The organism is Maribacter sp. PR1 (assembly GCF_028464145.1).
Taxonomy (GTDB): domain Bacteria; phylum Bacteroidota; class Bacteroidia; order Flavobacteriales; family Flavobacteriaceae; genus Maribacter.
In genome coordinates this window covers 40272-63740 of sequence record NZ_JAQPCG010000009.1, presented here as the reverse complement: position 1 = coordinate 63740, position 23469 = coordinate 40272, and the positions used below count along the sequence as shown (strand labels likewise).

The 23469-nt window shown below is 37.6% G+C and carries 22 protein-coding genes; 7 read left to right on the top strand and 15 right to left on the bottom strand.

The annotated features are described in order from the left end of the window. Position 1 precedes the first annotated feature (1 nt). The 8 genes from PP182_RS17700 to PP182_RS17665 all read right to left on the bottom strand — a co-directional run bounded on the left by PP182_RS17700 (position 2) and on the right by PP182_RS17665 (position 3689). The gene (locus tag PP182_RS17700; protein WP_272652604.1) at positions 2-289 is read right to left on the bottom strand and encodes a hypothetical protein; all 288 of its coding nucleotides are present in this window, start codon (positions 287-289) and stop codon (positions 2-4) included. Between the two features lie 245 nt (positions 290-534). Next, on the bottom strand, positions 535-831 hold the full coding sequence (locus PP182_RS17695; protein ID WP_272652603.1) for a type II toxin-antitoxin system RelE/ParE family toxin: 297 nt from the start codon (positions 829-831) through the stop codon (positions 535-537). Beyond that, complete coding sequence (locus PP182_RS17690; protein ID WP_272652602.1) at positions 824-1066, bottom strand: hypothetical protein; 243 nt, start codon at positions 1064-1066, stop codon at positions 824-826. Before PP182_RS17690 ends, PP182_RS17695 begins: the two co-directional genes overlap by 8 nt. Before the next feature lie 84 nt (positions 1067-1150). Beyond that, complete coding sequence (locus tag PP182_RS17685; RefSeq protein ID WP_272652601.1) at positions 1151-1537, bottom strand: hypothetical protein; 387 nt, start codon at positions 1535-1537, stop codon at positions 1151-1153. A 19-nt stretch (positions 1538-1556) separates the two neighbouring features. Further along, the gene (locus PP182_RS17680) at positions 1557-1850 is read right to left on the bottom strand and encodes a type II toxin-antitoxin system RelE/ParE family toxin (RefSeq protein WP_272652600.1); all 294 of its coding nucleotides are present in this window, start codon (positions 1848-1850) and stop codon (positions 1557-1559) included. After that, positions 1837-2079, bottom strand: coding sequence for a type II toxin-antitoxin system ParD family antitoxin (locus tag PP182_RS17675; RefSeq protein ID WP_272652599.1), 243 nt, complete (start codon positions 2077-2079; stop codon positions 1837-1839). Before PP182_RS17675 ends, PP182_RS17680 begins: the two co-directional genes overlap by 14 nt. 59 nt (positions 2080-2138) lie before the next feature. Then, positions 2139-3053 carry a hypothetical protein gene (locus tag PP182_RS17670; RefSeq protein WP_272652598.1) on the bottom strand — a complete coding sequence of 305 codons (915 nt, stop codon included), beginning with the start codon at positions 3051-3053 and terminating at the stop codon, positions 2139-2141. Between the two features lie 27 nt (positions 3054-3080). After that, the gene (locus PP182_RS17665; protein WP_272652597.1) at positions 3081-3689 is read right to left on the bottom strand and encodes a DapH/DapD/GlmU-related protein; all 609 of its coding nucleotides are present in this window, start codon (positions 3687-3689) and stop codon (positions 3081-3083) included. 605 nt (positions 3690-4294) lie between these two features. Between PP182_RS17665 and PP182_RS17660 the strand changes: the two genes are divergently transcribed. Next, entirely contained in the window at positions 4295-4672 is a 378-nt protein-coding gene (locus PP182_RS17660; protein ID WP_272652596.1) for a hypothetical protein, read from the top strand. Further along, positions 4665-8063 carry a hypothetical protein gene (locus tag PP182_RS17655; RefSeq protein WP_272652595.1) on the top strand — a complete coding sequence of 1133 codons (3399 nt, stop codon included), beginning with the start codon at positions 4665-4667 and terminating at the stop codon, positions 8061-8063. Before PP182_RS17660 ends, PP182_RS17655 begins: the two co-directional genes overlap by 8 nt. Positions 8064-8591: 528 nt before the next feature. Here the strand turns inward: PP182_RS17655 and PP182_RS17650 are convergent. From PP182_RS17650 to nirB, 7 genes are all read right to left on the bottom strand, one after another. Continuing rightward, positions 8592-8963: a DUF7009 family protein gene (locus PP182_RS17650; protein WP_272652594.1), complete on the bottom strand. Its 372-nt coding sequence runs from the start codon at positions 8961-8963 to the stop codon at positions 8592-8594. A gap of 240 nt (positions 8964-9203) precedes the next feature. After that, complete coding sequence (locus tag PP182_RS21075) at positions 9204-9284, bottom strand: NAD(P)-dependent oxidoreductase (protein ID WP_419197739.1); 81 nt, start codon at positions 9282-9284, stop codon at positions 9204-9206. Then, on the bottom strand, positions 9262-9543 hold the full coding sequence (locus tag PP182_RS21070) for a hypothetical protein (protein ID WP_419197741.1): 282 nt from the start codon (positions 9541-9543) through the stop codon (positions 9262-9264). The genes PP182_RS21075 and PP182_RS21070 overlap by 23 nt, the downstream gene beginning before the upstream one ends. Continuing rightward, entirely contained in the window at positions 9530-11371 is a 1842-nt protein-coding gene (locus tag PP182_RS17640; protein WP_272652593.1) for a PAS domain-containing sensor histidine kinase, read from the bottom strand. The genes PP182_RS21070 and PP182_RS17640 overlap by 14 nt, the downstream gene beginning before the upstream one ends. Positions 11372-11389: 18 nt before the next feature. Continuing rightward, positions 11390-11983 carry a DUF4202 domain-containing protein gene (locus tag PP182_RS17635; RefSeq protein ID WP_272652592.1) on the bottom strand — a complete coding sequence of 198 codons (594 nt, stop codon included), beginning with the start codon at positions 11981-11983 and terminating at the stop codon, positions 11390-11392. A 20-nt stretch (positions 11984-12003) separates the two neighbouring features. Then, on the bottom strand, positions 12004-12381 hold the full coding sequence (gene nirD / locus PP182_RS17630; RefSeq protein WP_272652591.1) for a nitrite reductase small subunit NirD: 378 nt from the start codon (positions 12379-12381) through the stop codon (positions 12004-12006). Positions 12382-12469: 88 nt separating this feature from the next. Continuing rightward, on the bottom strand, positions 12470-15001 hold the full coding sequence (gene nirB / locus PP182_RS17625; RefSeq protein ID WP_272652590.1) for a nitrite reductase large subunit NirB: 2532 nt from the start codon (positions 14999-15001) through the stop codon (positions 12470-12472). Between the two features lie 126 nt (positions 15002-15127). Here nirB and cobA point away from each other — a divergent pair, with 126 nt between their 5' ends. From cobA to PP182_RS17600, 5 genes are all read left to right on the top strand, one after another. Next, positions 15128-15898: a uroporphyrinogen-III C-methyltransferase gene (gene cobA, locus PP182_RS17620; RefSeq protein WP_272652589.1), complete on the top strand. Its 771-nt coding sequence runs from the start codon at positions 15128-15130 to the stop codon at positions 15896-15898. Between the two features lie 247 nt (positions 15899-16145). Further along, complete coding sequence (locus tag PP182_RS17615; RefSeq protein WP_272652588.1) at positions 16146-17561, top strand: MFS transporter; 1416 nt, start codon at positions 16146-16148, stop codon at positions 17559-17561. Between the two features lie 75 nt (positions 17562-17636). Then, complete coding sequence (locus tag PP182_RS17610; RefSeq protein ID WP_272652587.1) at positions 17637-18929, top strand: alginate export family protein; 1293 nt, start codon at positions 17637-17639, stop codon at positions 18927-18929. 170 nt (positions 18930-19099) lie between these two features. Beyond that, the gene (locus PP182_RS17605) at positions 19100-19768 is read left to right on the top strand and encodes a response regulator transcription factor (RefSeq protein WP_272652586.1); all 669 of its coding nucleotides are present in this window, start codon (positions 19100-19102) and stop codon (positions 19766-19768) included. A 162-nt stretch (positions 19769-19930) separates the two neighbouring features. Further along, a complete protein-coding gene (locus PP182_RS17600) occupies positions 19931-23461 on the top strand; it encodes a nitrate reductase (RefSeq protein ID WP_272652585.1) in 3531 nt (1176 codons plus the stop codon). Positions 23462-23469: the final 8 nt, after the last annotated feature.

The window sequence follows — 23469 nt, the reverse complement described above, 5'->3', positions numbered from 1 at the left end:
GCTATACGACAATGCCTATGAGGTAGGTAAAGATGCCCACGACCGCCCCGGCGATCAACACGAAGATGAGTACGCGGGTAATCCCTTTTTTTAGGTCGGCATTCTCCCCGAAGAAATGTCCTGCGTTGAACAGGAAGCCCACCAAAAAGATGACCCCTAGAATGATGGGGAAGATGGCCCTGATAGTGTCGGAAATATCATTGACGGAATCCTCGATGCCTCCAATTTGGGCAAACGATGTGTTGGAAATAAAGGCCAACAATAAGGTAGTGAATAGTGTTTTTCTCATATCGTAAACGTTTTAGAATTTGACGGTTTTTGATACTCGAAAAGTACAAGAATAATCTATTTAAATAACTGATAATCAATTGTTTGTGAATAAAATAAAATTTGGTTTTTGATGTTTTGATTTGATAGGAATTTGTACCGAAATGAATTAAATGCAAAAGCGATGATGTTAATTAGGGAGTTTTTCTTGGCAGGATGGTATCTAGATACCCAATCTTAACATGAGAATATCGTTTATTTGAACTGTTATTTACTTGCCTTCTCTTGCCTGTTATCCTTCATCGCAATTACAGTCACCTGATTTTTATCGAAAATGTAGAATACAGTGGTGTTCTTGTGTATTACAGCTCTTCTTAATGACTTTTGTTTGTTTGACTCTGGATATAGTGTAGGAAAGTTGGAGACTGTAAGTTCGAACTGTCTGAGTAAACGTTCGAAATTGACTACCTCTTTCTTGCTGAATTTTTTGTTCAGATAACTTTTGATGGCCAAAGCGTTTGTCAGTGAACGTCTGGTCCAAATAACTTTGTAGTGGTTATCCATTGGCCAGGCCGTTCCAGAATTCTTTCGAATCGAGCGTCTCACCTTGTTGATAATCCCTTATGCCACTCAGGATATTCACTCTGTCGCTTTCGGTAAGTTCATCCCACCAATCGCTTGATTTACCCTCACTAGAAAGCTTCACTGAGTTTAGCAAACCAACAAGCGTATCATCTTTTAAAGACTGTATCCAGCTAACGAGTTCCTTTTTTGTAGTATTTAATTCAGAGGTGCTCATATCAATTCTTTAAAATAAAATTACAAAAATCATGCAAACTATTAAATAGATGTTTTCAGGGAATCGTTTTTTTGAACTTTAGTTTTAGCCTTTTCGCTTTGATTCTATGATTGGACTTAACCTCTTTTCCAAAAACATTTCCACAGATGCAGACCAATGATAATCTTCAGGGTTTTCTAAGTTAAAAAGTAAAACCTTTGCTTTAACATTGTTTTTTAAAGATGCCATCTCGAACTCATTATTTTTTGTATTGTCTTTAATATGTTCTAGAGCTCTTTTTCGGCTATTAGTCAAATGTCTCCCTACCTTTACAACAACACCTTCCAAGAAGAAAACATATACCCCTGGGTGATAAACATATTTTTTTCCTGAGGTTGATAAATTAATCAGGTCTTCTTCAATGACAACAAACTTATTCGAGATTATACCAAACTCATTTTTAAATTCTTCTATTATATCATTCAGTGTCATTTGAATCGTTTATTTGAACTTACAAATGTTCTTCGAAATTCATTCTTTTACCTAGAATCCTGACCACGTATATTTCACTAGCATTATCAAATGAATAATAAATTACATGGCCTTTGAAATTATAGAACTTTAATCCGTTGGCAATTAGTGAAGCATCTCTGGCGAGTTCTGGGCGTTCTGCTAGTTCTTCCAAAAAATCTTCTAGCTCGGTCAAATAAACAACAGCTTGTTCGGTACCGAAATACTTTATCCCGTACTTATAAATTCCAACAACATCAAATTGAGCCCTAGTGGAAAGATTATAGCTCCCCATTATCCACCTTCTTGATAATATCGCTTATTTTCAAGGGGCTTCGGCCACTTTGTAGACCTTCATCTATAGCTTGTTTGAGTTCCAAGAGTTTCATATTCTCTGCCTGGTCCTTTCTGACCAGTTCACGGATGTATTCACTATCGTTGGTGAAATCCCCTTTCTCAACTCTGAGCTTAATCCAACTATCCTGTTGGTCCGTAAATGTTATTGACTTTCTAGTAGTTTGCATAAATAATAATTATGGTGCAATATAGTTATTTTTAGCACCACATAATAATTATTCATCGTTTATTTGAACTTTTGCATATTTAGGAAATTTTCTAAGTCCATACTGACATTATTCTTTGGTCCAGGTGGACACTCTTTTTGATATTGTTCAACACAGAGTTTGCAAAGTATATTGTATGTCATTTCTAGTAATGGTAATAAGTCACTCAATAGTGGCCTTGGGATATGATAATTATCAAAATCATCATGCGCCACTAATTTATCTCTGATGGTCTTAAATGTTTTAATGTTGTCTTTATTCTTCAACAAAGAACTTTCAATTTCGCTCAAAGTATTGGCAGAAATATTGATGTTTCCGACAATTTTTTTATTCTTAATCCTATTCACTAAATTCCAGAAACTATAATGATTGTTTTGCCCTTCAGTTATCAATTTAGAAATTTCTAATACACAGGTTCTGGCGCATACTATTCTTATAAATTTTAATGACATTGAATTGGATACAATTCTCATTTCTTCACCTCTACCTTTATGAAATAAGTAGTCAGCGTGATGATAGGCCTTCAAAGCAAGTTCATAGATTCGCCATGTCAATTCCAACTCATGTTCCAAAACTCCATATATATTAAGACTTGATTTTTTTTGAGTCCTATCCAACAAAATGTCGCCATTGCCATATTCTTCAGGCGCAAGTAAATGCAAAAGAGACCAAATTGGGCTTGTTATATGTGTAATACCATATGGTCTCAATTCAGATGGTCCTAGATTAAATAATTCTGGATTCAATTTGAATGCTTCAATTCCTACAATGATCTTTTTAAAAGGAATTGAAATTTCCTGACCATTTTCGCGCTTTACATACACGTAATTACTGGTCTCACGTAAATACTCAAAACTATTGTACCCTTCTACTCTTGAGATTCCACTATCACAAAAGCGTTGCAAAATTTTACCTAGTAATATATTAGAGTTCATCCTTTACTTGAACTTTTCAACTTCGTTCTACTTTATTTGATCTATATGTTTTAAGCGAGGAACAATAGATCTCGGATGCAATATAGTTCCAGGGTTGAGTACGGAATTCGCCCCTATTCTAGAATGATCCCCTATTAACGAGCCGAACTTGACCATATTGGTTTCTACTATCATACCTTCTAACAAGACTCGAATATTTTTGTCTACTCGTTCATTGAAATGATTGGCAAGAATAGATCCAGCTTCTAAATTGACATCCTCCCCTATTAGTGAGTTCCCGATGTAGTTTAGGTGTGCAGCACTTGAATTTTTCAATATGATACTCTGCTTAATCTCACAATTTGCACCTATAACTACATCACTTACCAAATAAACGCCATTTCGAAAATATGAACCGGACTTTATAGTACAACGTGGTCCAATTATCGTGTTTGGTTTAAGCGTTACACCATTTTCAACCAAAGCAGTTTCATGAACCGCTACACAATCTGATACCATATAGTTTTTTGATTCTAACGTGGGAAACAAATCTTCAAGCATTATCTCAAGATTGCTGATTATTTTCCAGGGAGGCGATTCCTTAGGTAACATGGGCAAATCGTGATATACGTCCTTAATAAAATCTGATAAATCCATTTCTAATTAATCCTTGATTTGAACTTGGAAAATACAATTTAGTAACCATTTGATCAACTATATCTTTCTGTCATTCTATTTAGCCCTAGTAACTTTGCAGTTCCATTCATGGATACGTTCTTAAGTTTGAGTTAGCTAGTCTAGGCCGATATTTGTTATCGGCTTTTTTATGCCTCCACCCTAGATGATAAAGAATCGTTTATTTAAACTTTGAAGGAAGATAACAAAATTACTACTAGGTAATAGACTCTTTACAAATGGTGCATTCTGTAAAGAGTTAAGAATATTTAATCGACAACCATAACATTTATTTAATTAAGAACCCAAGGGAGCTAGAACAGTACAAAAGATGGGCTGAGTCCAAATGACTTACCTTAATAACAAAGTTGGTGCACTCCATTCGGTTTTTGCTTAACGCTTAACTGCCAGAACACTACAAAACCGAACAGGATTCATGTGCAAAGTTTTTGAGTAAGATTAAGGGAATAAAGAAGATTGATGACCAGTTGAACTAATTAGTAAATTTAATTGCGAAGGTTGTTAATATCTATGTGATTTCTCTTACAGTTTATTATTTAACTTGCAGGGAATTAAATCACTAAAACATGCCTATTATCACAACAGCAGCCTTAACAGCCCTAATAACAACTTTGGCGAATAAAGGGTTAGAAAGTGCCTTTGAAAACGTAGGGGAGAAAGCCTCTGAAGAAGCTGTCAATTGGTTCAAATCTTTATTATACAAAAATGGAAAGCCCAAAAAAGCTCTGAAAGAGTTACAAGAAAATCCAACAAAAGAAGATAAACAAGCAATGGTAAAAGCAATAGTAGAAAACTCCATTGAGGATAATCCTGTTCATGTAAATTACTTAAAAGAAATTATTGACATTCTTCCTAAAAACACAATCCAGAACTATAAGAATATAAATACTGGTAACATTGATTCTAAAGGTGGGGATATTCATATTGGAGATAAATATGACTAATAAGAATTTTAATCAGGGCCAGATAAATACAAGGGGAGGAAACTTACAGATAGGAGATAATGTTACTTACTTTATCGATGGTCTTTCAATAATATTGAATGAGTATAAAGCGCAATTAAAGGCTATTGAGCAGCTCATAAATGAGTTTAAACCCAGAACAGCCTTACAGCTTTTAGAAGAAATTGAATCTAGAATTAATGAAGGTGAAATCAAGGACAATAAAATTTCAAGCAAAATACTTTTTTTAAAAGCCACATGTAAAAGCGAATTAGTTGATTATTCAATAAAAGTAACTGCTAATGAATTTGTGCAATCCTATCTTTTGAATAAAGAAGATAAGAAGTTGAAGGAGAAGGCATGCATTGAATATCTGAATTTAGATAAAGAAGAAGAATCCATACAGTTGATTGAGGAAATCATATCGATTGATGCTAACAACCTTAATGCATGGTTTGCTAAACTTCTAATTTCAAAGGACTTTGAGAAAACATTATTGGAATTACCCCAGCTGGTTTCAGAGGACTACAATTTCCAATTAAACTTGATTTATTGGATAGTTAAAAATTCACGATTAAACTTTATTGAGGATTTAGAAAAGTATGGACTAACACTAAACATAGACCTCAAAAAATACAAGACTCTTACTTATCCAAATAAACAGGCATGGATAGTTGCAATCGACTTGTTGATTAACAAGATATTTAATGACAACCCTATTAGATATATTTCTGGTTATAAATTCGCTTTTGAAGATGAACAGATTATTGATGATGCAATAACTTTTTTAGAAGCATTTCTCAATCCTTTGGAGGAAACTGAGATTAAAGAGTCCATATACCACCAGAGCTTTTTTTATCAATACTTCAAATATTATAAAACAAAAGATGAAGCCTTTATGAAAAGCATAGAGGAAACTTATAATAGCTTACATAATTTAAACTGGTTTTACACAATGACTTTTTGTCAAGTGTTGAATTATAATGAGGAGTTTGAAAAATCATTGTCTGTGGTAAAAAAATATGAGGATGATGGAGGTGAAAAAATAAGCGAACTGTTTCTTTTCAAAGCCGTTTTATTGTTTTTGTCTAATAGAAAGCAAGAAATCCCCCAAACCTTTGGGGAGTATTTGAGTTCTATAAATATTATTGATGAAAGAGTAGGATTTAATTTGCTTAATGCCTTTTTAAATTCTTTGTATAGTCAATTAACAGAGTCGGAGTTTAAGGAGGTTTGTGCAAAAGTTCTTTCCAAAGAATTCAGTAGTAAGGAACTAAAATTACTATATAATATTACTTGTCAAATTAGGTATTTAAATGAGTTTGATTCTGAAAAATTATATTCAGATTTACGAGGGTTGATTGATGATAATAGTCTAGATGTTAATTATAAAGATTTGCTTTCAGAGAATCTTTTGAACCTGGGCAAACTTGAAGAAGCAATAAGTTTTATGAGTACCTATGTTGATAAAACTAAAACTTCACCTTCACTTAAATTGTATGTCCTTTCACTTGAACAACAGCTTTCAAAAAACAAAGAAGGAGGAAGAGGGGTATATAAGCAATTACTAGAGTTACTGAAATTATATCGTTTAAGAAGTAAATATCCCGACAAGGAATTATTAGGAATTGAGCATAATTTAAATCTACAAAAAAATGATTGGGGTGAACTAAAAGAAATAGATTACATCTTATATCAATCTTTTCCAAACGATGAAAGCTACCTTTTTTTCTATCTAATATGCCTTGAAAAATTAGAGCAATTTGACGAAATAAGTAACATTTCTAAGTCTATCAAGGAAAAATTTGAAAATGAACATACTGGAGTAGGTGTTAGCAGGTTGCTTCTTAGAAATAATATTGATATTCAGAAAGGAAGGAATATCATGCATAATTTAGCTTCAAACAGATCCAATATTGAGGCAAGAAAATATTACTTAGGAATATCGCATTTATTTGGTCAAGATTATTTTAAAAAATATGAAGTTGTTGTAAAAGGAGCTTGGGTAAAATATTCTATAGACATTGAAAAAGTAGAGGAACTAAAAATTGAAAAGGATACAGGTCTACACAAAGAATTTATAGGAAGAAAGGTGGGAGATAAATTTATAAAAGAGAATAAACTTACAGGCCTTATTAATACAATTGAAATCATTGATATTTATAATGATGAGCTACAGCTTAGCTATGATATTCAAAAGGAAATTCAGAACCCTCTCAATGAATTGGGTTTTGCATCATTTCAAGTTCCTGAAAAAATAGAAGATTTTGAAAAGCTTCTAGTCGAACAATTTGGAATGCAGGGCTCGCAAGAAAAGAAGATTAGAGAGAAGCATTTGAATGATTATTATACATACCAATTAGGTTTTACTGAAATTGTAAGAGTAGTTTTTAGGAATAATCCCATTGATGCTTATTTGTACTTGACGAGTGGGAAGGAGAACATGTTTACCACCATACCCTCCTCAATGACCAAGGAAATACAGACAAGGGAAAACCCAAAATTCGCTTTGGATATAACTTCATTGATGCTATTTTTTAATCTAGAGAAGGAGCTTGATTTTAAATTTACAAATAAGTTCTCGCTATCATATATTTTGAAAGAGTGGATTGGACTCCTTCTTACAGAGGAAAAACATTCGAGAGAATCTCCTTTGTCATTGCAGATAACTGATAAGGGCATTAGAAGGTTTTATAACCATGAAGATTATAAAAAAAATAGAATTGAATTTTTCGAATCTTTATTAGTATGGATTAATAATAATTGTGAAACTGATTTAGTCGAAGAAAAATTAGACATTACCTATAAGCTTGATGAAAAGATGAATGACTTTGATTATCCAATGAAGTTATTCGTGGATAACATGCATTTATCAATGAGAGAAAATTTTAACTTAATAAGTAGTAATAGTAGCTTACTTCTTTTTCAAATTAGAGGTAATTTGCAGCATAATATTGTAAACCCTGAAAAGTATTTATTGAAATTTTTTCCTGAAAAGTGTAATACTGAATTTTACCGTCACTTACTTAAGGCCAACTATATCGGTGTTAGCATAAGCCTAGATACTTTAAAAAATGAGTTTTATGCTATGCTGGTCGGTAATGAAAATTACTTCAACCGATGCTTGGATAATTTAAATTATAGTCGACATGGCAACCCTTTAATTGTAAATGTAATTTCTAAATTTTTAAAGGAATTATACTTAATAAATTCAATTCTGGTAGAACAAAAAAACAGATATACTTTTGAAGTATTAAGAAATACATTTTATGGTATGCCCAAAGAAATTATAAGGGATTTTGAAAATATTTTGAAGAAGGAATTCGTCCTTCTAGGAGATTATTATGATGAAGTACTTAAAATCTACAAAGACGTAAAAGGCATTTATAATTAGTAATGATTAGGTGACATTCTAAAAAGTACAATTTTTTACAACTCTTTACATTACGCCCGTCGGTCATACTGTTGGTGTAGAAATTGAATCCATCAAAATATAGCACGTTAAAGAGCTACTCTTTACAAAATCCGCTTTTCGTAAAGAGTAAAAATCTAAGATAAAGTCATTTTAGTAATAGTCTAGAAGTTCAAATAAAGGTAAAATAGAAACTACTTAATTAGTACGTCGCAATGAATTATATGGGGGTAGTGAATTCGTAGAACGTCCAAAGTTTATATAAACGGTAGCTTAAATAAACTCGAAGTGTCCCATAAAAGGTCAATTATCGAAACCAATAAAAGAGACCACGTTTGGCACACTCTTTATGAAAATCTTGTGGTTTAAGAAAGAGTCAGACAAAACGGCCGTTTTTAAAAAGAATGAGAATTACTTAAAATCCACATACTTTCGAATTAGCCAAGAACCTCTAGTCTTTAACAATAACAAGCAGTTATGCTTTCCGGAATACCTCCCATTTTATATATCTTAGGTTTTACTTGACAAGGGATTCGGATAATTATCAGACTGGTCTTCTATCGTCTCATCCAAACAGACGAAGTCCTTTTCGATTAATAAAAAAAGCGTCTCGTCGTTTAGCAATTTTTGATAGTGTTGAAATCCTACAACTGTGTTGATATCCCAATCAATTACCAAATCTTCAGAGATATTTACAATTATACTATCATCCGAAAAATTGGCTTCGATATGGTCTATGCCGTTTTTCTTTTGCAATGAATAGGTAAAGATCTTGTCGGGGAAATGTGTTTTTTCCTCATACAAGCCTTTTTTACAAAATACTCCTACTTCGGTTTTGGTCAGTCGTAACCGTACCGAATTTCCTTTGATGCGAATCTTCATTCTTACTCTTTTTTTGAACCAATCCTTTGGTAAACTAATTCAATGTTTCAATTTTTTTTTCAAAACACCCATTTTATGGTTTTTCTATAACCGTAAAGTTTTTTATTAAATCTTCGATATTCTAAGGTATCACATCTTCAAAGAATTGACGCAAACGTTTTGAGGTGGTAGCCGACTTCCCATTTGTAGAAATAGCCGCTTTTACATTTCCATTGTTCAAGATTCCTCCCATATAAAATCTCAATATGGGGGTTTATCGGCTACATTAACCAGAATATTTCGCGTTCTACAGTCTTGATTAGCTCTCTCGTTTACCGAAATGATATCGGCGGTAGCTATGACCAGGTGATTCCATAGCAAATAATTCGAGTCGTATGCTGCCAAATACATTTGAATTCCAAATTTTTTGGCAAGTGCTATAGTAGCTTCCCAATACTTGAGAAACCATTTCTAGATTTGCCCTTGGTCTCGATTTCAACAAAAACGTCAGTTTTTCTTCTGCAAGATTGTCGCCTCCCTCGATTAAAATGTTCAGTTGAGGCACCTTGAGAAAAACAGGATATAGTTCATTCCTCTCCATGTAATGCCGTACTTTTATCGGTTTTATAGTTAATGGTTATACGTGTTCCCTTGCCTAAATCAGAATTTATGAACAAACGTCCATTAATGTAACTAATGCGTTCTTTCATAAAGAAAAGTCCCATCCCACCTTCACTGGTATTCTTTGGAACTTCATTTAAAATAGAGGTGTCAAATCCCTTTCCGTCATCATCGATCACAATGCTCAATACACCGTCGTTAAAATTTATGGATACCAAAATATAATTTGCTTGAGCATATTTGATAGCATTGTTAACCGCTTCTTGAGTGACCCTATAAATATTAGTTTCTGCAAGCGAATCAAAACGAATGTTCTCCTCAACTTTGTTTTCAAACAAAATCGTTTTACCAGTAAGTTTTGAAAGCTCAATGGTCATTTTATGCAAGGCAGGAAAGATGCCATGGTCGCTCAATTCTGGTGGGGTCAAATTAAAAGTTGCTGTCCGCACACCTTTAATCAAGTCGGCAGTTAAAGCTTTTAAATAAGAAATTTTTTCTGCTGCTTTTTCCGAATTCTTCAAGTCAATCGATTCTATGTTAAATCGCAATGCAGTCAACATTTGTCCAATACCGTCATGAATATCTTTGGCAATACGTTTTCGCTCTTCCTCTTGTCCTTCGACAATTTGACTCGCCTGAATTTTCTTTTGAAGCATGCGTTCTTCAAAGTTTTGTTGTGTCAATTGCTCTACTTTTTGTTCGTTTTGTTTCCGCTCGGTAATATCGGAGCATAAGATTAAGATACTCTGTTGCTTGCTCGCCTGATGCATGGGAATGATAGAAATATCCAACCATAAAGGTTCACCTGTGTTAGATGTTACCTGTATCTCTTCATTGCGAATACTGTTCTTGCGATTGCTTTTCAGCACCTCTTTTAGGTATTGCTGCTGCCCCTCGTCCGTAGTCAATAACTCTGATAATGGTTTGTTGAGATGCTCTGTTTTGATATTTAAGAGCGAAAGAAACTTTTTGCTGATAAAAACAATGCTACCGTCTTTTCTAGCGCTTGCGAATAACGCTGCATTATCAATCACAAAATTTAATTCTTGTAATTCTTGTAATGATTTTTCCTTTTCATTTAAGAGCGTTTCTATTTTTACAGCTTTGTGGTCTGATTCTTCTCGAGTTCGCATCAAATTGGAGATGGTCCTACGAATTTGAACTGATAGCGGTCTAAAAATAAAAAACATCTCAAGGAGCAAAATTAACAATGAAAAAGCCAGCAGTAAGTACTCCTTCCGTTTCAAGTTTTGAACCTTGGCATTACTGCGTTGATCATATTTGTTTACAATGTTGTCCATTAAACGCAGAAAGTCTCTTTCGTTTTTTAGAAGAATGCCCTTTTGCTCACCGAAATCACTAGCTGATTTTTCTTGGGATAAGATTGCTTCCGTAGAATTAACCATGGCCTCATGATGCGCACTAAGATTTAGAAAGAGTGAATGAATTTCGACATCTTCCTCTGTGGGAAGGTTCATTTCTAGGTTTCCTTTTTGCAGTCCTTCATGGGAAGCCTTCCAAACGGATAATGTTTGTTGTATCTCTGACCTTAGCTTTTTACTATGCTCTTGGGTTGTTGCCTCTTCAAGAAGTAAAATCTCTTTGACCAACTTTTGACTCAATGCTCGTTGACGACCCGCCACATTGATGACACGAGAATCGTTCAACTGAGTGTTTAAATGTGTTTGAATCAATACTTGGGCAATAATAATCGTCAATGCGATACCAGCAAGTGCCAACAAATACCACTTACGAATCCGTAGAAAGGTTGTAGTGTCAAGTGGTTTTTCATGTCTTTTGTTCGGCATTGCTATATTCAAGGTTTTTTATAAGGTACTAATTGCTTTGGAAACTAAAATCAGAGCACTTTCTGAAAGCTTTAATTTTAAAGCGGCTTGATGACCTTTTTCGGACATTTTTCGCCAAGTTTTTTGAAGGATGTCGATAACCTTGTTCTCTGGGTGTTCTTTGGAGAAGGCTTCAAAATAATATTCCAAGAACACCAAACAGATGACGTCTTCCAAGGTTTGGGTATCCTCGTTTTTTTTGAGTTGTTTCTTTTCTAAAAGGAAAGCAACTTTGGCAATGGTTTCCTCATGATAGCCTACTTCCTTCAGAATTTCCCGCGCTTTTTTGGCGTGGAACTTTTTAAGGTCTTGGCGCCATCTTAAATACCCTTCTCGATTCATATCGTAAGAGTCCCTAGCGATTTCCCATCGGCAAATATGCTGACTACGTACCGTTAATTGTAATACTTCTGAGGCATTTGGAGCAAAGCTATTTAATTGTGCTGTCATCCGTTGTGCATAGAGTACCTCTTTTGGATAAGCTTTTCCCTGAAAAACTTCCGTATTAGGATCCTCTTGATTGGCCGCATCAAATCGTTCGTATGCTTGCCGTAATTTATCCGCAGTTGCCATGGATCGAAGTTTCGTCAAATCTATTCAGAAAAGCCTATATACACAAAGTCATCTACTACTTTAACTGGGTAGGTGGCAATGGCATCTAAATCTCCGTTCAAGTGTTTTCCCGTTTTTAAGGAGAAGTTGTTTTTATGTAAAGGACAGGCTACTTTAGCTTCCATGTTTTCTTCTCCGATCATGCCGCGGGAAAGTACCATTTCCATTTTGTGGGGACAGAGATTTTGACAGGCGTACCAAGTGCCTTCACGGGAAAAATTGAACACCGCGATTTGTTTGTCCTTGTATTTGATACAGGCGCCTCCGTTCTTTGGGAATTTTGAAACCGGTGCCGCTTTGTACCAGATTTTTGCTGCTTTGAGTTTCACCGTTTCGTATGTGTTTAGATTTGTTATCATTGCTTCCTATGTTTTAGGTCTCAACTGCCCTTACTTGGGTGTCAGACAGAATGGACCAGATGTTTTTATGTATTTTGCACTTCGTATTTCAACTCTCGTAGCTTCTTGATGCCCATTCCTTTGGCATTTTCTGTTCCCGTAGTGAAACAAACTCAATATTGTCATCGGTTTTGTCGGAATTTACAAAGTGGGTATAGCGTTCCCGTATTTCGGGAGTTTCTACTGCTTCTTTCCATTCACATTTGTAAGAGTCTACCAAAGCTTGCATTTCGTAATCCAATTCATCTACAATTCCGATAGAATCATTAATTATCACATTCTGCAGGTAGGTAATGCCCCCTTCCAATTTTTCTAACCATGGGGCGGTGCGTTGCAGCGGTAGAGCTGTTTTAATATAGAACATGATAAAGCGATCTACGTATTTAATGGCGGTTGCTTTGTCTACTTTTTCGGCTAGTAATATGGCATGTTTTGGATTTGCGCCACCATTTCCACCCACGTATACATTCCATCCACCTTCTACGGCGATAAAACCAAAATCCTTGCCACGTGCTTCGGCACATTCGCGAATACAACCTGAAACACCTCCCTTGAATTTATGGGGTGATCGAATACCTTTGTAACGATTTTCAATTTCTATAGCAAAACTCACACTTTCATCCATTCCGTATCGACACCACGTAGAGCCAACACAGCTTTTTACGGTACGCAAAGATTTTCCGTATGCTTGTCCCGTTTCAAAACCTTCTTTTATCAATTCTTCCCAAATTAAAGGAAGTTCGTGCAACTTCGCCCCGAACATATCAATGCGTTGACCGCCGGTAATTTTAGTGTACAGGTCGTACTTCTGAGCGATTCTACCCATGGCCATCAATTGTTTTGGTGTAATTTCTCCACCTGCAACTCTTGGTACAACGGAGTAGGTGCCATTACGCTGTATGTTTGCCAGGTAACGGTCGTTAGTATCTTGAATCGTGTTTTGCTTGTTTGCGGTTTCGTTGTAAATACTGGCGAAAATGGCGGCAACAGCAGGTTTGCACACTTCGCAGCCGTGACCTCTACCGACCGAATCTAGAAGTTCGTCATAATCTTCTATGGCCCTCAATTTTACAATATCAAAAAGTTCTTGCCGTGAATAATCGAAATGCTCGCATATGCTTTCTTTTACGGTCTTGCCTAAAGTCTTTAAACTTTCCTTTACCAAATCGGCTACCATGGGTTTGCACCCACCACAACCTGTGGTTGCCTTGGTAGCTTTTGCGATGGCCTTTACTGTTTCATTGCCATCTTCTAAAACCGAACAGCAAACCGCACCCTTGGTTACGGCCTCACAAGAACAGATGACTGCGGTATCAGGTAAATCCATTGCGCTACCAAAAGGAGAACCGCCTTCCCCTCGGGCTCCAACAATCAATTCTTCGGCATTATCCGGTAAGGGAATATTATTCAGGTACATCTGATGTAGAATACTGTAGTCTTCGGCATCACCGACCATTATGCCTCCTAGAAGTGTTTTACCGTCATGGCTTACATTGATTCTTTTGTAAACCCCTTTAGTTTTATTTTCATAAATAATGGAAAGCCCTTTGTCTGCGGGCATATAAGGAATACCAAAACTAGCAACATCAACTCCGATTAGTTTTAGTTTGGTTGACATATCAATTTCTTGTTGCATCACCACTTCTTTCTCAAGAATCTGATTTACGGCCACCTCGGCCATTTCGTAGCCAGGGGCAACTAGACCATAAATCATTTGATTGTATAGCGCGACTTCCCCAATGGCATAGATTGACGGGTCTGAGGTTTGCATTTTATCGTTGACGATAATGCCACCGCGCGTTCCCATTTCCAGATTACAGGTTTTCCCTAATTCATCTCGTGGTCGAATACCTGCGGAAACGACCAACATATCTACTTGCAGGGCATCATCTTCTCCAAAGTCCATTCCCGTAACGGCACCATTGCCTAAAATACGGTTGGTGGCCTTTCCTAAATGAATGTTGATGCCAATAGATTCTAAGGTAAGTTGCAATACATTACTACTTCTAGCGTCTAACTGTCGCGGCATCAACTTTGGCGCATATTCTATCACATGGGGTTCGAGTCCCATATCCATTACCGCTTTACCGGCTTCTAAACCTAATAGTCCTCCGCCGAGTATAGCCGCTTTCCCATCTGATTTGGTACTTTTTATTTTTTCCGCATAGGCGAGCATTGCCTCTAAATCCTCAATGGTCCGGTATACAAATACGCCTTCTTTTTCCACACCATTTATCGGGGGTACAAACGGCACGGAACCTGTAGCTAAAACGAGGTAGTCGTATGCATATTCTCGATCGCTTCCAGTCGTAATTGTTTTGCTTTTTCGATGTATATCAGTAACGCGTTCATTGACGACCAATTCAATATTGTTTTCGGTATACCAATTTAAAGGCGCCAACTCCAATGCCTTGGCATCTTGGTTTTCAAAGAATTCACTTAAATGCACTCGGTCATACGCTGCCCTAGGCTCTTCTCCAAAAACGATTAGTCTAAATTGTTTGCTTTCTTTACGAGAAATAAATTTTTCGCAGAATTTATATCCTACCATTCCATTCCCAACTACGACTATAGTTTTCATTTGCTTCGATTTAAAAATAAAATACAATAATACGTATTTATACGTATTTTTAATATGTTTATTTGGAAATAAATACGTACTCTTGTTGTGGATTTGATAATTCAACCTAATTAATATCAGAATATTATGACCGATATAAATCCAAAAGTAAGTTTAGTAGGAGCAGGACCCGGAAGTGAAGACCTTATTACAATAAGGGGTTTAAGGGTTTTACAGACTGCAGATGTCATATTGTATGATGCTCTTGTGAGCGAGGAGATGCTTGCGCAAGTTGATGTCGCCATTCCAAAGATATACGTAGGTAAAAGATGTAATCGGCATTCATTCACTCAAGATGATATTAATATGTTGATTGTGGAAAATGCGTATACATATGGACATGTGGTACGCTTAAAAGGAGGCGACCCTTTTGTCTTTGGAAGAGCCTATGAGGAAATCGAGTATGTGGAATCTTTTGGAATTCCTGTTGATGTCGTGCCAGGAATTTCAAGTGCACTGGCCGTACCAGCTAGTCAAGGAATACCGATGACCAAACGTAATACAAGTAGTAGCTTTTGGGTAATGACCGCTACCAAAAGAGATGGTTCCTTTTCTGAGGATTTAAAATATGCTTCCCAGTCTTCCACAACCATGGTTATCTTGATGGGGGTACGAAAGTTAATAGAAATTGTCCAAGAAGTTAATAAATATCGAGGTTCGTGGACACCGATAGCTCTGATTCAGAGCGGCACAATGAAGGGTGAAAGCTGTACTATCTCAACATTATATGACATACACAATAAGCTTGCGGGTATTGATGTTTCAAAACCTGGTATTATCGTTATTGGTGAAGTGGTGACCGAGCATCCTTCCTTTTTTGAAGAAGAAGTACAACGTGTTCTTCATTCTGCTTTATAAGTATGGGTTGGATGTCCCTTAATAGAAATACCATTTAAAATTCCTCATTAATTAGGTATTGCATTTCCTTAAAAATATGAATTTCTTAATATGACGCTCGTATTTTTATCAATTCTGAATTTTTTGATTACACTTTATTTCATCGCTATAAAAATACGTATAAAGATGATGTTTTTTATATAAATACGTATAAATACGTATTTATATACGTAGTTTTGATAATCGTTAATCTCTAAAATTCCGTATTATGAAAACAACTAAGAAAAAAGCGACCACCTTAAAACTTACCGATATCAAATCAATGCCTATCCGTACTTTTTGGATAACATCCATTGCATTTTTTATCTGCTTTTTTGCCTGGTTTGGTATCGTGCCGTTTATGCCCGATGTCGTGAAGGACCTTGGGTTAACTCCTGACCAAAAATGGAATTCTATTATCTTAGCGGTAACAGGTACGGTATTCGCAAGACTTTTAATTGGTAAACTATGTGATAAATATGGTCCGCGTTTGTGCTATACCTATCTCTTGATTCTGGGTGCAATTCCCGTAATTGCTATTGGCTTTGTGCAAACACCCATGCAGTTTTTGATTTGTAGACTTTTCATTGGTTTTATCGGAGCTTCTTTCGTAATCACACAATTTCATACCTCTATCATGTTTGCCCCCAATATTGTAGGTACGGCGAACGCTACCTCGGCTGGCTGGGGAAATCTGGGTGGAGGCGCCAACCGTTTGGGGATGCCCTTGATTGCCGCTGCCGTGATTAGTTTTGGAGTTGCGGACGAAATTGCTTGGCGGTACTCGATGGTCATTGCAGGTGTAATTGCGATGTTGATGGGCGCGGTGTATTATTTCTTTACACAAGATACCCCCGAAGGTAACTTCGCCCAACTAAAGAAAGAAGGCAAGATGCCGTCCTTTAAAAAAGATGAAGAATCTTTCATGAGTGTACTAAAGGATTATCGCGTGTGGATTCTTTTTATCGTATACGCAGCTTGTTTTGGAATGGAACTTACCGTGTACGGCACCATGGACGATTATTTACAAAACACCTTTGGCCTTACTCGCTCCATGGCAGGTAACTTGGTATTGTCATTTGCTTTGATGAATATTTTTGCCCGTACCTTGGGCGGATTTTTCGGTGATCGATTTGGAAAACTAAAAGGACTAAGAGGTAGGGTTCTCTTTCTTACCATGATTTTGGCTGCAGAGGGCCTAATGCTCTCTATTTTCTCAACCACAACTAGTTTGGCGGTAGGAATGGTGTTCTTGATCGCTTTTAGCCTTACAGTGCAAATGGCGGAGGGAGCAACCTTTTCCGTTGTTCCGTTTGTTAATAAAAAGGCGATTGGATCCATTTCCGGTATTGTTGGTGCAGGGGGAAATGTGGGTGCGTTCCTGGCTGCGATGTTTTTGAAGTCAAAGTCGGCCTTTGCGGAGACAAATGCTTTGGCAGCCAACGCCAATTTAGGGGAAGAGGCAATGAAGGCGGCCCAATCAGCTGCGGCATCAAGTGCAGTGTCTAGCGGTTATTTTATGATCGGAGGTTTTGTGGTCATTAGTGCCTTGACAACCCTGGCTATTAAATTCTCGACTGCGGACGAAAAATTGGTCGAGGCCGAAATGAAAGGAGATCTGGCATTAACCGGAGGTGATAAATAGAGAGGAGAACATTTTCGTAAATGTTATCCTGAGTCATTCTACCATTCTCATTGTAACCTAACACAGAACATTCTTATGAAAAAACAACATTTTGTAGTTGTCTTAGCTTTGCTATGCGCTACTGTAACCTCTGCACAATTTACTTTAGACGGGCAATTCAAGCCCCGAACCGAATACAGAAATGGTTTTGGTAGCATCATTCCAGATGCGGCGGATCCTGGTTACGCAGTTTCCACCAGAATACGATTGAATGCTGGCTATACTTTTGATTCCTATCAATTTTATGTAAGCTTACAAGATATTATGGTTTGGGGAGAGAACAGACAAATTCTACCTGATGACCAAAATGATTCCTTTGCGGTTTTTGAGGCTTGGGCGAATATCAGCTTAGGAAAAGGATGGTCCACGAAATTGGGCCGTCAAGTACTCTCCTATGACGACCAACGTATTTTTGGAGGCTTGGATTGGGCCCAACAGGCACGTAATCACGATGTTGGACTTTTAAAATACAAAAAGAAAAAGTTTATGATAGATATCGGTCTGGCCTTTAGTCAAGACTTTGATAATCCATCTGGATTTCAGTCCGTTGGTACCGCTTACAATACAAGTGGTTTCTTTACTTATAAAACAATGCAATACGCATATTTAAAGCAACAATGGGCCAATTTATCAGGAAGTCTTTTGTTCTTAAACAACGGCTTCCAGAATTTCACGGGGGATACTGACACCCGTGTGCCTGATGGTACAAGTAATCTACAAACTTTGGGAACGCATTTGAACTACAAAAAAACAAGTTTCAGTGCTGCTCTCAATGCTTTTGTTCAAATAGGTGAAAGGCAAAATCAAGTTGATGTGAAAGGAGCTTACTTATTGGGTCTCGACTTAAATTATAAAGCAACGGCAAAAGTCGGCCTAGGTTTAGGTGTGGAAGTGATTAGTGGTAATGATGGCGAAGCGGGTGAAACGGGAGCTTTCTTTCCGTTGTATGGTACCAATCATAAATTCAATGGTTTTATGGATTATTTCTACGTCGGGAACCATGCCAATTCTATCGGCCTGTTCGATGTACATGCCAGTGTCAAATTTACATTGAGCGAGAAGTCCAGCCTATTAGTAAAAGTTTTAAACTTTAGTGGGGAACAGAAATTACCTAGCGGAGAAAAATCATTGGGCACGGAAGTAGATTTGGTATTTGCAAAGCAATTCAACGGTTACGGTCTAGCCATTGGGTACTCCCATATGTTCGCCAGCGATGGCATGTACGAACTTAAAAGCGTCACCAAAGCAGATGCGGCCAATATCCAAAACTGGGCTTGGGTACAATTGACGATAAAACCAAAATTTCTAAATTCTCCAAAGGCGAAATAAATTAGAGTCAATAATGATGCTTCGAGAAGGGCCGTCATGATCACTTTTTGGTCGGGGCGGCTCTTTGAATTTTTAGACGAGTGTATTGAGTCCAAGCCAAAGAGTTTATCTCATTATGCTTGATACTTTTTACCTACTAACGTATCTTTGTGCGTATAACTACGTAAATTTTGAGCCAGACCACTATAATTTTAGTAGACGACCACTCCCTAGTACGTGATGGGATTCGAGCGCTATTGGAAAGCGAATCAGATTTAGACGTTATAGGCGAGGGCGCCGATGGTCTAGAAGCAATTTCACTTGTAAAAGAGAAGAAGCCAGATATATTGATTGTTGATATTCGCATGCCTAACATGACAGGTATTGAAGCGGTAGAAAAATTGAGTGCCTCAAGCCCAGATGTGAAATGCATTATTCTCTCAATGCATGATTCGGAAGAATATATTTTACAATCGGTAGCGGCAGGGGCCAAAGGCTATTTGCTCAAAGATACCGGAAAAGCAGAATTCATAAAAGCCATTCACACCGTACAAGAGGGTGGTAAATATTACAGCGGCGATATTTCAAATGTGTTGGTAAATAATTTACTGAACCCAAGTTCCAAGACTCCTGAATTTTCAAAAAAAACTACTCCGACTAACACCCCTTTCGACTTAACGAAAAAGGAAATTCAAGTTTTGGAGTTGGTCTTATCAGGACTTACCAACAAACAAATCTCCGAAAAACTACAAAACAGCAAACGCACTGTAGAAACCCATCGTTTTAATCTAATGCGAAAGATGGATGTCAAAAATTTGATGGACCTTTCTAAAAAGGCGCAGGAATTTAATTTAGTGTAAGTCAAATTTTAAAAATTCATTTGGAGATTCTTATTTTGTCCCTTTTATTTTTAATGATATTTTAAAATTAAGCCCCACTATTACCATATTGTAACTACGTATTACTACGTAATTTTCTAATTTGCATGTAGTTTTTGTTGTATTTCATCAAACATTCAGGCGATGCAGAAAAAGAAAACAGAAAAGACGATTTGTTCCTATTGCGGGGTAGGTTGTGGTATTTTGGTTGATGTAGATTCGAAAGGCACAATATCGGTTGTAGGCGACCCAGATCACCCTGTGAATAAAGGCATGCTTTGTTCTAAAGGTCGAAATCTGAATTATGTTGCCCAAGATACTAGCGACCGCATTTTGCATCCTGAAATGCGTTGGAGTAGAAACCACCGATTACAAAAAGTGACTTGGGATACCGCTTTTGAAAGAGCCGCTGCCGTTTTTAAAAGTATTATTGCCAAACACGGTTCTGATAGTGTCGGGTTCTATGTGTCTGGTCAATGCTTGACCGAAGAGTATTACCTCGCCAATAAAATTACCAAAGGCTTTATAGGTACTAATAATATTGACACAAACTCCCGTTTATGCATGAGTTCGGCGGTGGTGGGCTATAAAAAAACAGTAGGAGAAGACTCCGTTCCCATTTCCTATGAAGATATTGAATTGGCCGATACTTTTCTGATCTCGGGGGCGAACCCTGCTTGGTGCCATCCTATTTTATACCGCCGTTTGGAGAATCGTAAAGCGGGTAATCCCGAAGTAAAGGTAATCGTTGTCGACCCTAGAAAAACACAAACCGCCGCCGCCGCGGATTTACACTTACAGATTCTACCCGGCACCGATGTAGTTCTTTTCAATGCCATCGCCCGTTGGTTGATTGAGAAAAGAAACATCGACAAAACGTTTATTAGTAAGCGTACTGTCAATTTTGAAGCTGTCAAAAAAATGGCCTTTTCGCTTACCATTCGGAAGGCCGCTGAAAAGTGCGGTATTTCGGCTTCTGAAATCCGTAAAGCGGCACAATATATTGGCCAGGCCAGTAAGTTTTTGAGTATGTGGACGATGGGTCTCAATCAAAGTGTAATCGGGGTGTCTAAAAATGTATCACTCCTAAATATTTCTCTTTTAACCGGTCAAATCGGAAAACCCGGTTGTGGTCCGTTTTCATTAACAGGTCAACCGAATGCCATGGGTGGGCGTGAAGTAGGGGGCATGGCAAATCTTTTGGCCGCCCACAAAGATTTGGACAATCCCGTCCACCGAAAAGAAGTATCCGATTTTTGGGGCGGTAAAGAAATAAATGCCAAACCCGGCTACACCGCCACGGAAATGTTCGATGCACTAGAAAATGGAAAACTAAAAGCCATCTGGATTATCTGCACCAATCCTGCTGTAAGTATGCCTAATGTACACAAAGTAGAACGGGCTTTAAAAAATGCCGCATTTGTGGTGGTACAAGATATATCGCACAACTCCGAAACCACTAAATTCGCGGATTTGCTTTTGCCGGCTGCCGGATGGTTGGAGAAGGAAGGTACTATGACGAACTCGGAAAGGCGTATTAGTTATCTACCCAAAGTAATCGACCCACCGGCGGAAGCTTTGCCTGATGTCGAAATTCTATGGCGTTTTGGTCAAGCCATGGGTTTTAAGGGCTTTGATTATAACAATGCGAGTGAAGTGTACGACGAGCATTGTCTATTAACGAAAGGTACAAACATCGATATTTCAGGACTATCTTACGAACGGCTCAAAAACGAAGGTAGTTTTCAATGGCCAGTACCGCATGCGACACATCCCGGAACACCTCGTTTGTTTACGGATTTTGAATTTCACACTAACGATAAAAAAGCTCACTTTAATGCTCCTCAAAGTCTCTATAATAGTTCGGAGCAAACCAATGCTGAATTTCCTTTAATCTTGAATACGGGTCGGGTACGTGACCAATGGCACACTCGTACCAAAACCGGAAAAGTAAAACGCTTGCTGACCCATATTCCTCAGCCCTACCTGGAAATGAACAAGGTAGATGCCTATCTGAGAAAGCTTAAGGAAGGGGATATTGCGATAATCAATAGCCTTAGGGGAGAAGTGCAGGTTAAGGTAGTTATCAACTCGGATATCCGCGAGGGGGTGGTCTTTCTGCCCATGCATTGGGGCAAGGTTTTGAATAATGATTTCGGCCGTGCTAACAATATTACCAATGATTTGGTCGACCCCGTTTCAAAAGAACCTGACTTTAAATACTGTGCCGTTCAAGTCGAAAAATTTGTAAAACCGGAACAGAAAATTATAGTAATCGGTGCGGGTGCAGCAGCATACCGTTTCATACAGTCGTATCGAGAAAAGAATAAAAAAGACATCCTGCATGTCTTTTCAAAAGAGAAAGATCCCTTTTACAACCGAGTGTTGCTTCCTGAATATGTTAGTGATGAATTATCGTGGGCATCCCTTGAAAAACTAAAGAAAGGGGAGCTTCAGAAGTTGAATGTCAATCTGCATCCCGGAATCGGAATTACAAAAATTGATGAAATAGCAAAAGAGGTGATCGATACAGAAGGAGCAGTACACTCCTACGACCTACTCATAATGGCCACAGGCAGTCGGGCTTTTGTGCCAAGCGATGTAAAAATGGATTTCCCGGGTCGGTTTACGATGCGTGAGCGTGGCGATGCCGATAAATTGAAACAATATTTACAAAAAACCGGTATGACGACTGAAGAGCAGCATGTGGTTATCGTTGGTGGTGGCTTATTGGGATTGGAACTCGCTGCCGCCCTTAAGAAAATTAATATCCATATCAGTATTGTACAACGTGCCCCTCGTTTGATGGAGCGACAATTGGATGATATTGCGAGCCGCTTATTGGCTGAAGATGTTTTGGAAAGGGGGATCAACATCTATTTTGATAACGAAGTAAGTACCGTTTTTGAGGAAAAGGAAAGCTCTAATTCCCTTTTGGTCAATTTAAAAACAGGGCGTACCATACAATGTCATGCGATTGTTTATGCCATTGGTACGCGACCTAATATTGAACTGGCGAAACGCGCGAATCTAGAAACCAGGCGAGGGGTACTGGTCGATTCTTATTTAAAGACTAGTGATGCGTCGATTTTTGCCTTAGGGGAAATAGCGGAGTTCGAGAATTCTCTTTTCGGAATCACTTCCGCAGCTGAAGAACAGGCCGATATCGCCGCCAATTATATTTTGGGAGATTTCAGTAGTATTTATAATGGTTCTGTTTTGATGAATATTTTAAAGTTTGAAAATCTAGACCTGTGCAGCATCGGTATGGTAAACGCCCCCAAGGATGACAGCAGTTACGAAGAGATTATTTTAATGGATGTCAGCAAGCGTTTCTATAAAAAATGCATTGTAAAAGATGATACCCTGAAGGGAGCTATTTTAATGGGGGATAAAAATGAATTTGCGGAATTCAAGCGATTGATAGAAGAAGAAATCGAACTTTCTGAAAAACGGAACGAGTTGTTAAGAGGGTCTTCAAATACGGTTCCCTTAAAAGGAAAATTGGTGTGTTCGTGCAGTCAAGTAGGAGAGGGTAATGTTGCCGATGCCATAATGGGTGGATGCTCCGATTTTAAAGCACTCTGTTCACACACCGGGGCAGGATTGGGCTGTGGAAGTTGTAAGCCCGAAATCAAAGCGCTATTGGATAACCAATTGCAGCTCGCACACTAAAGTAAGCA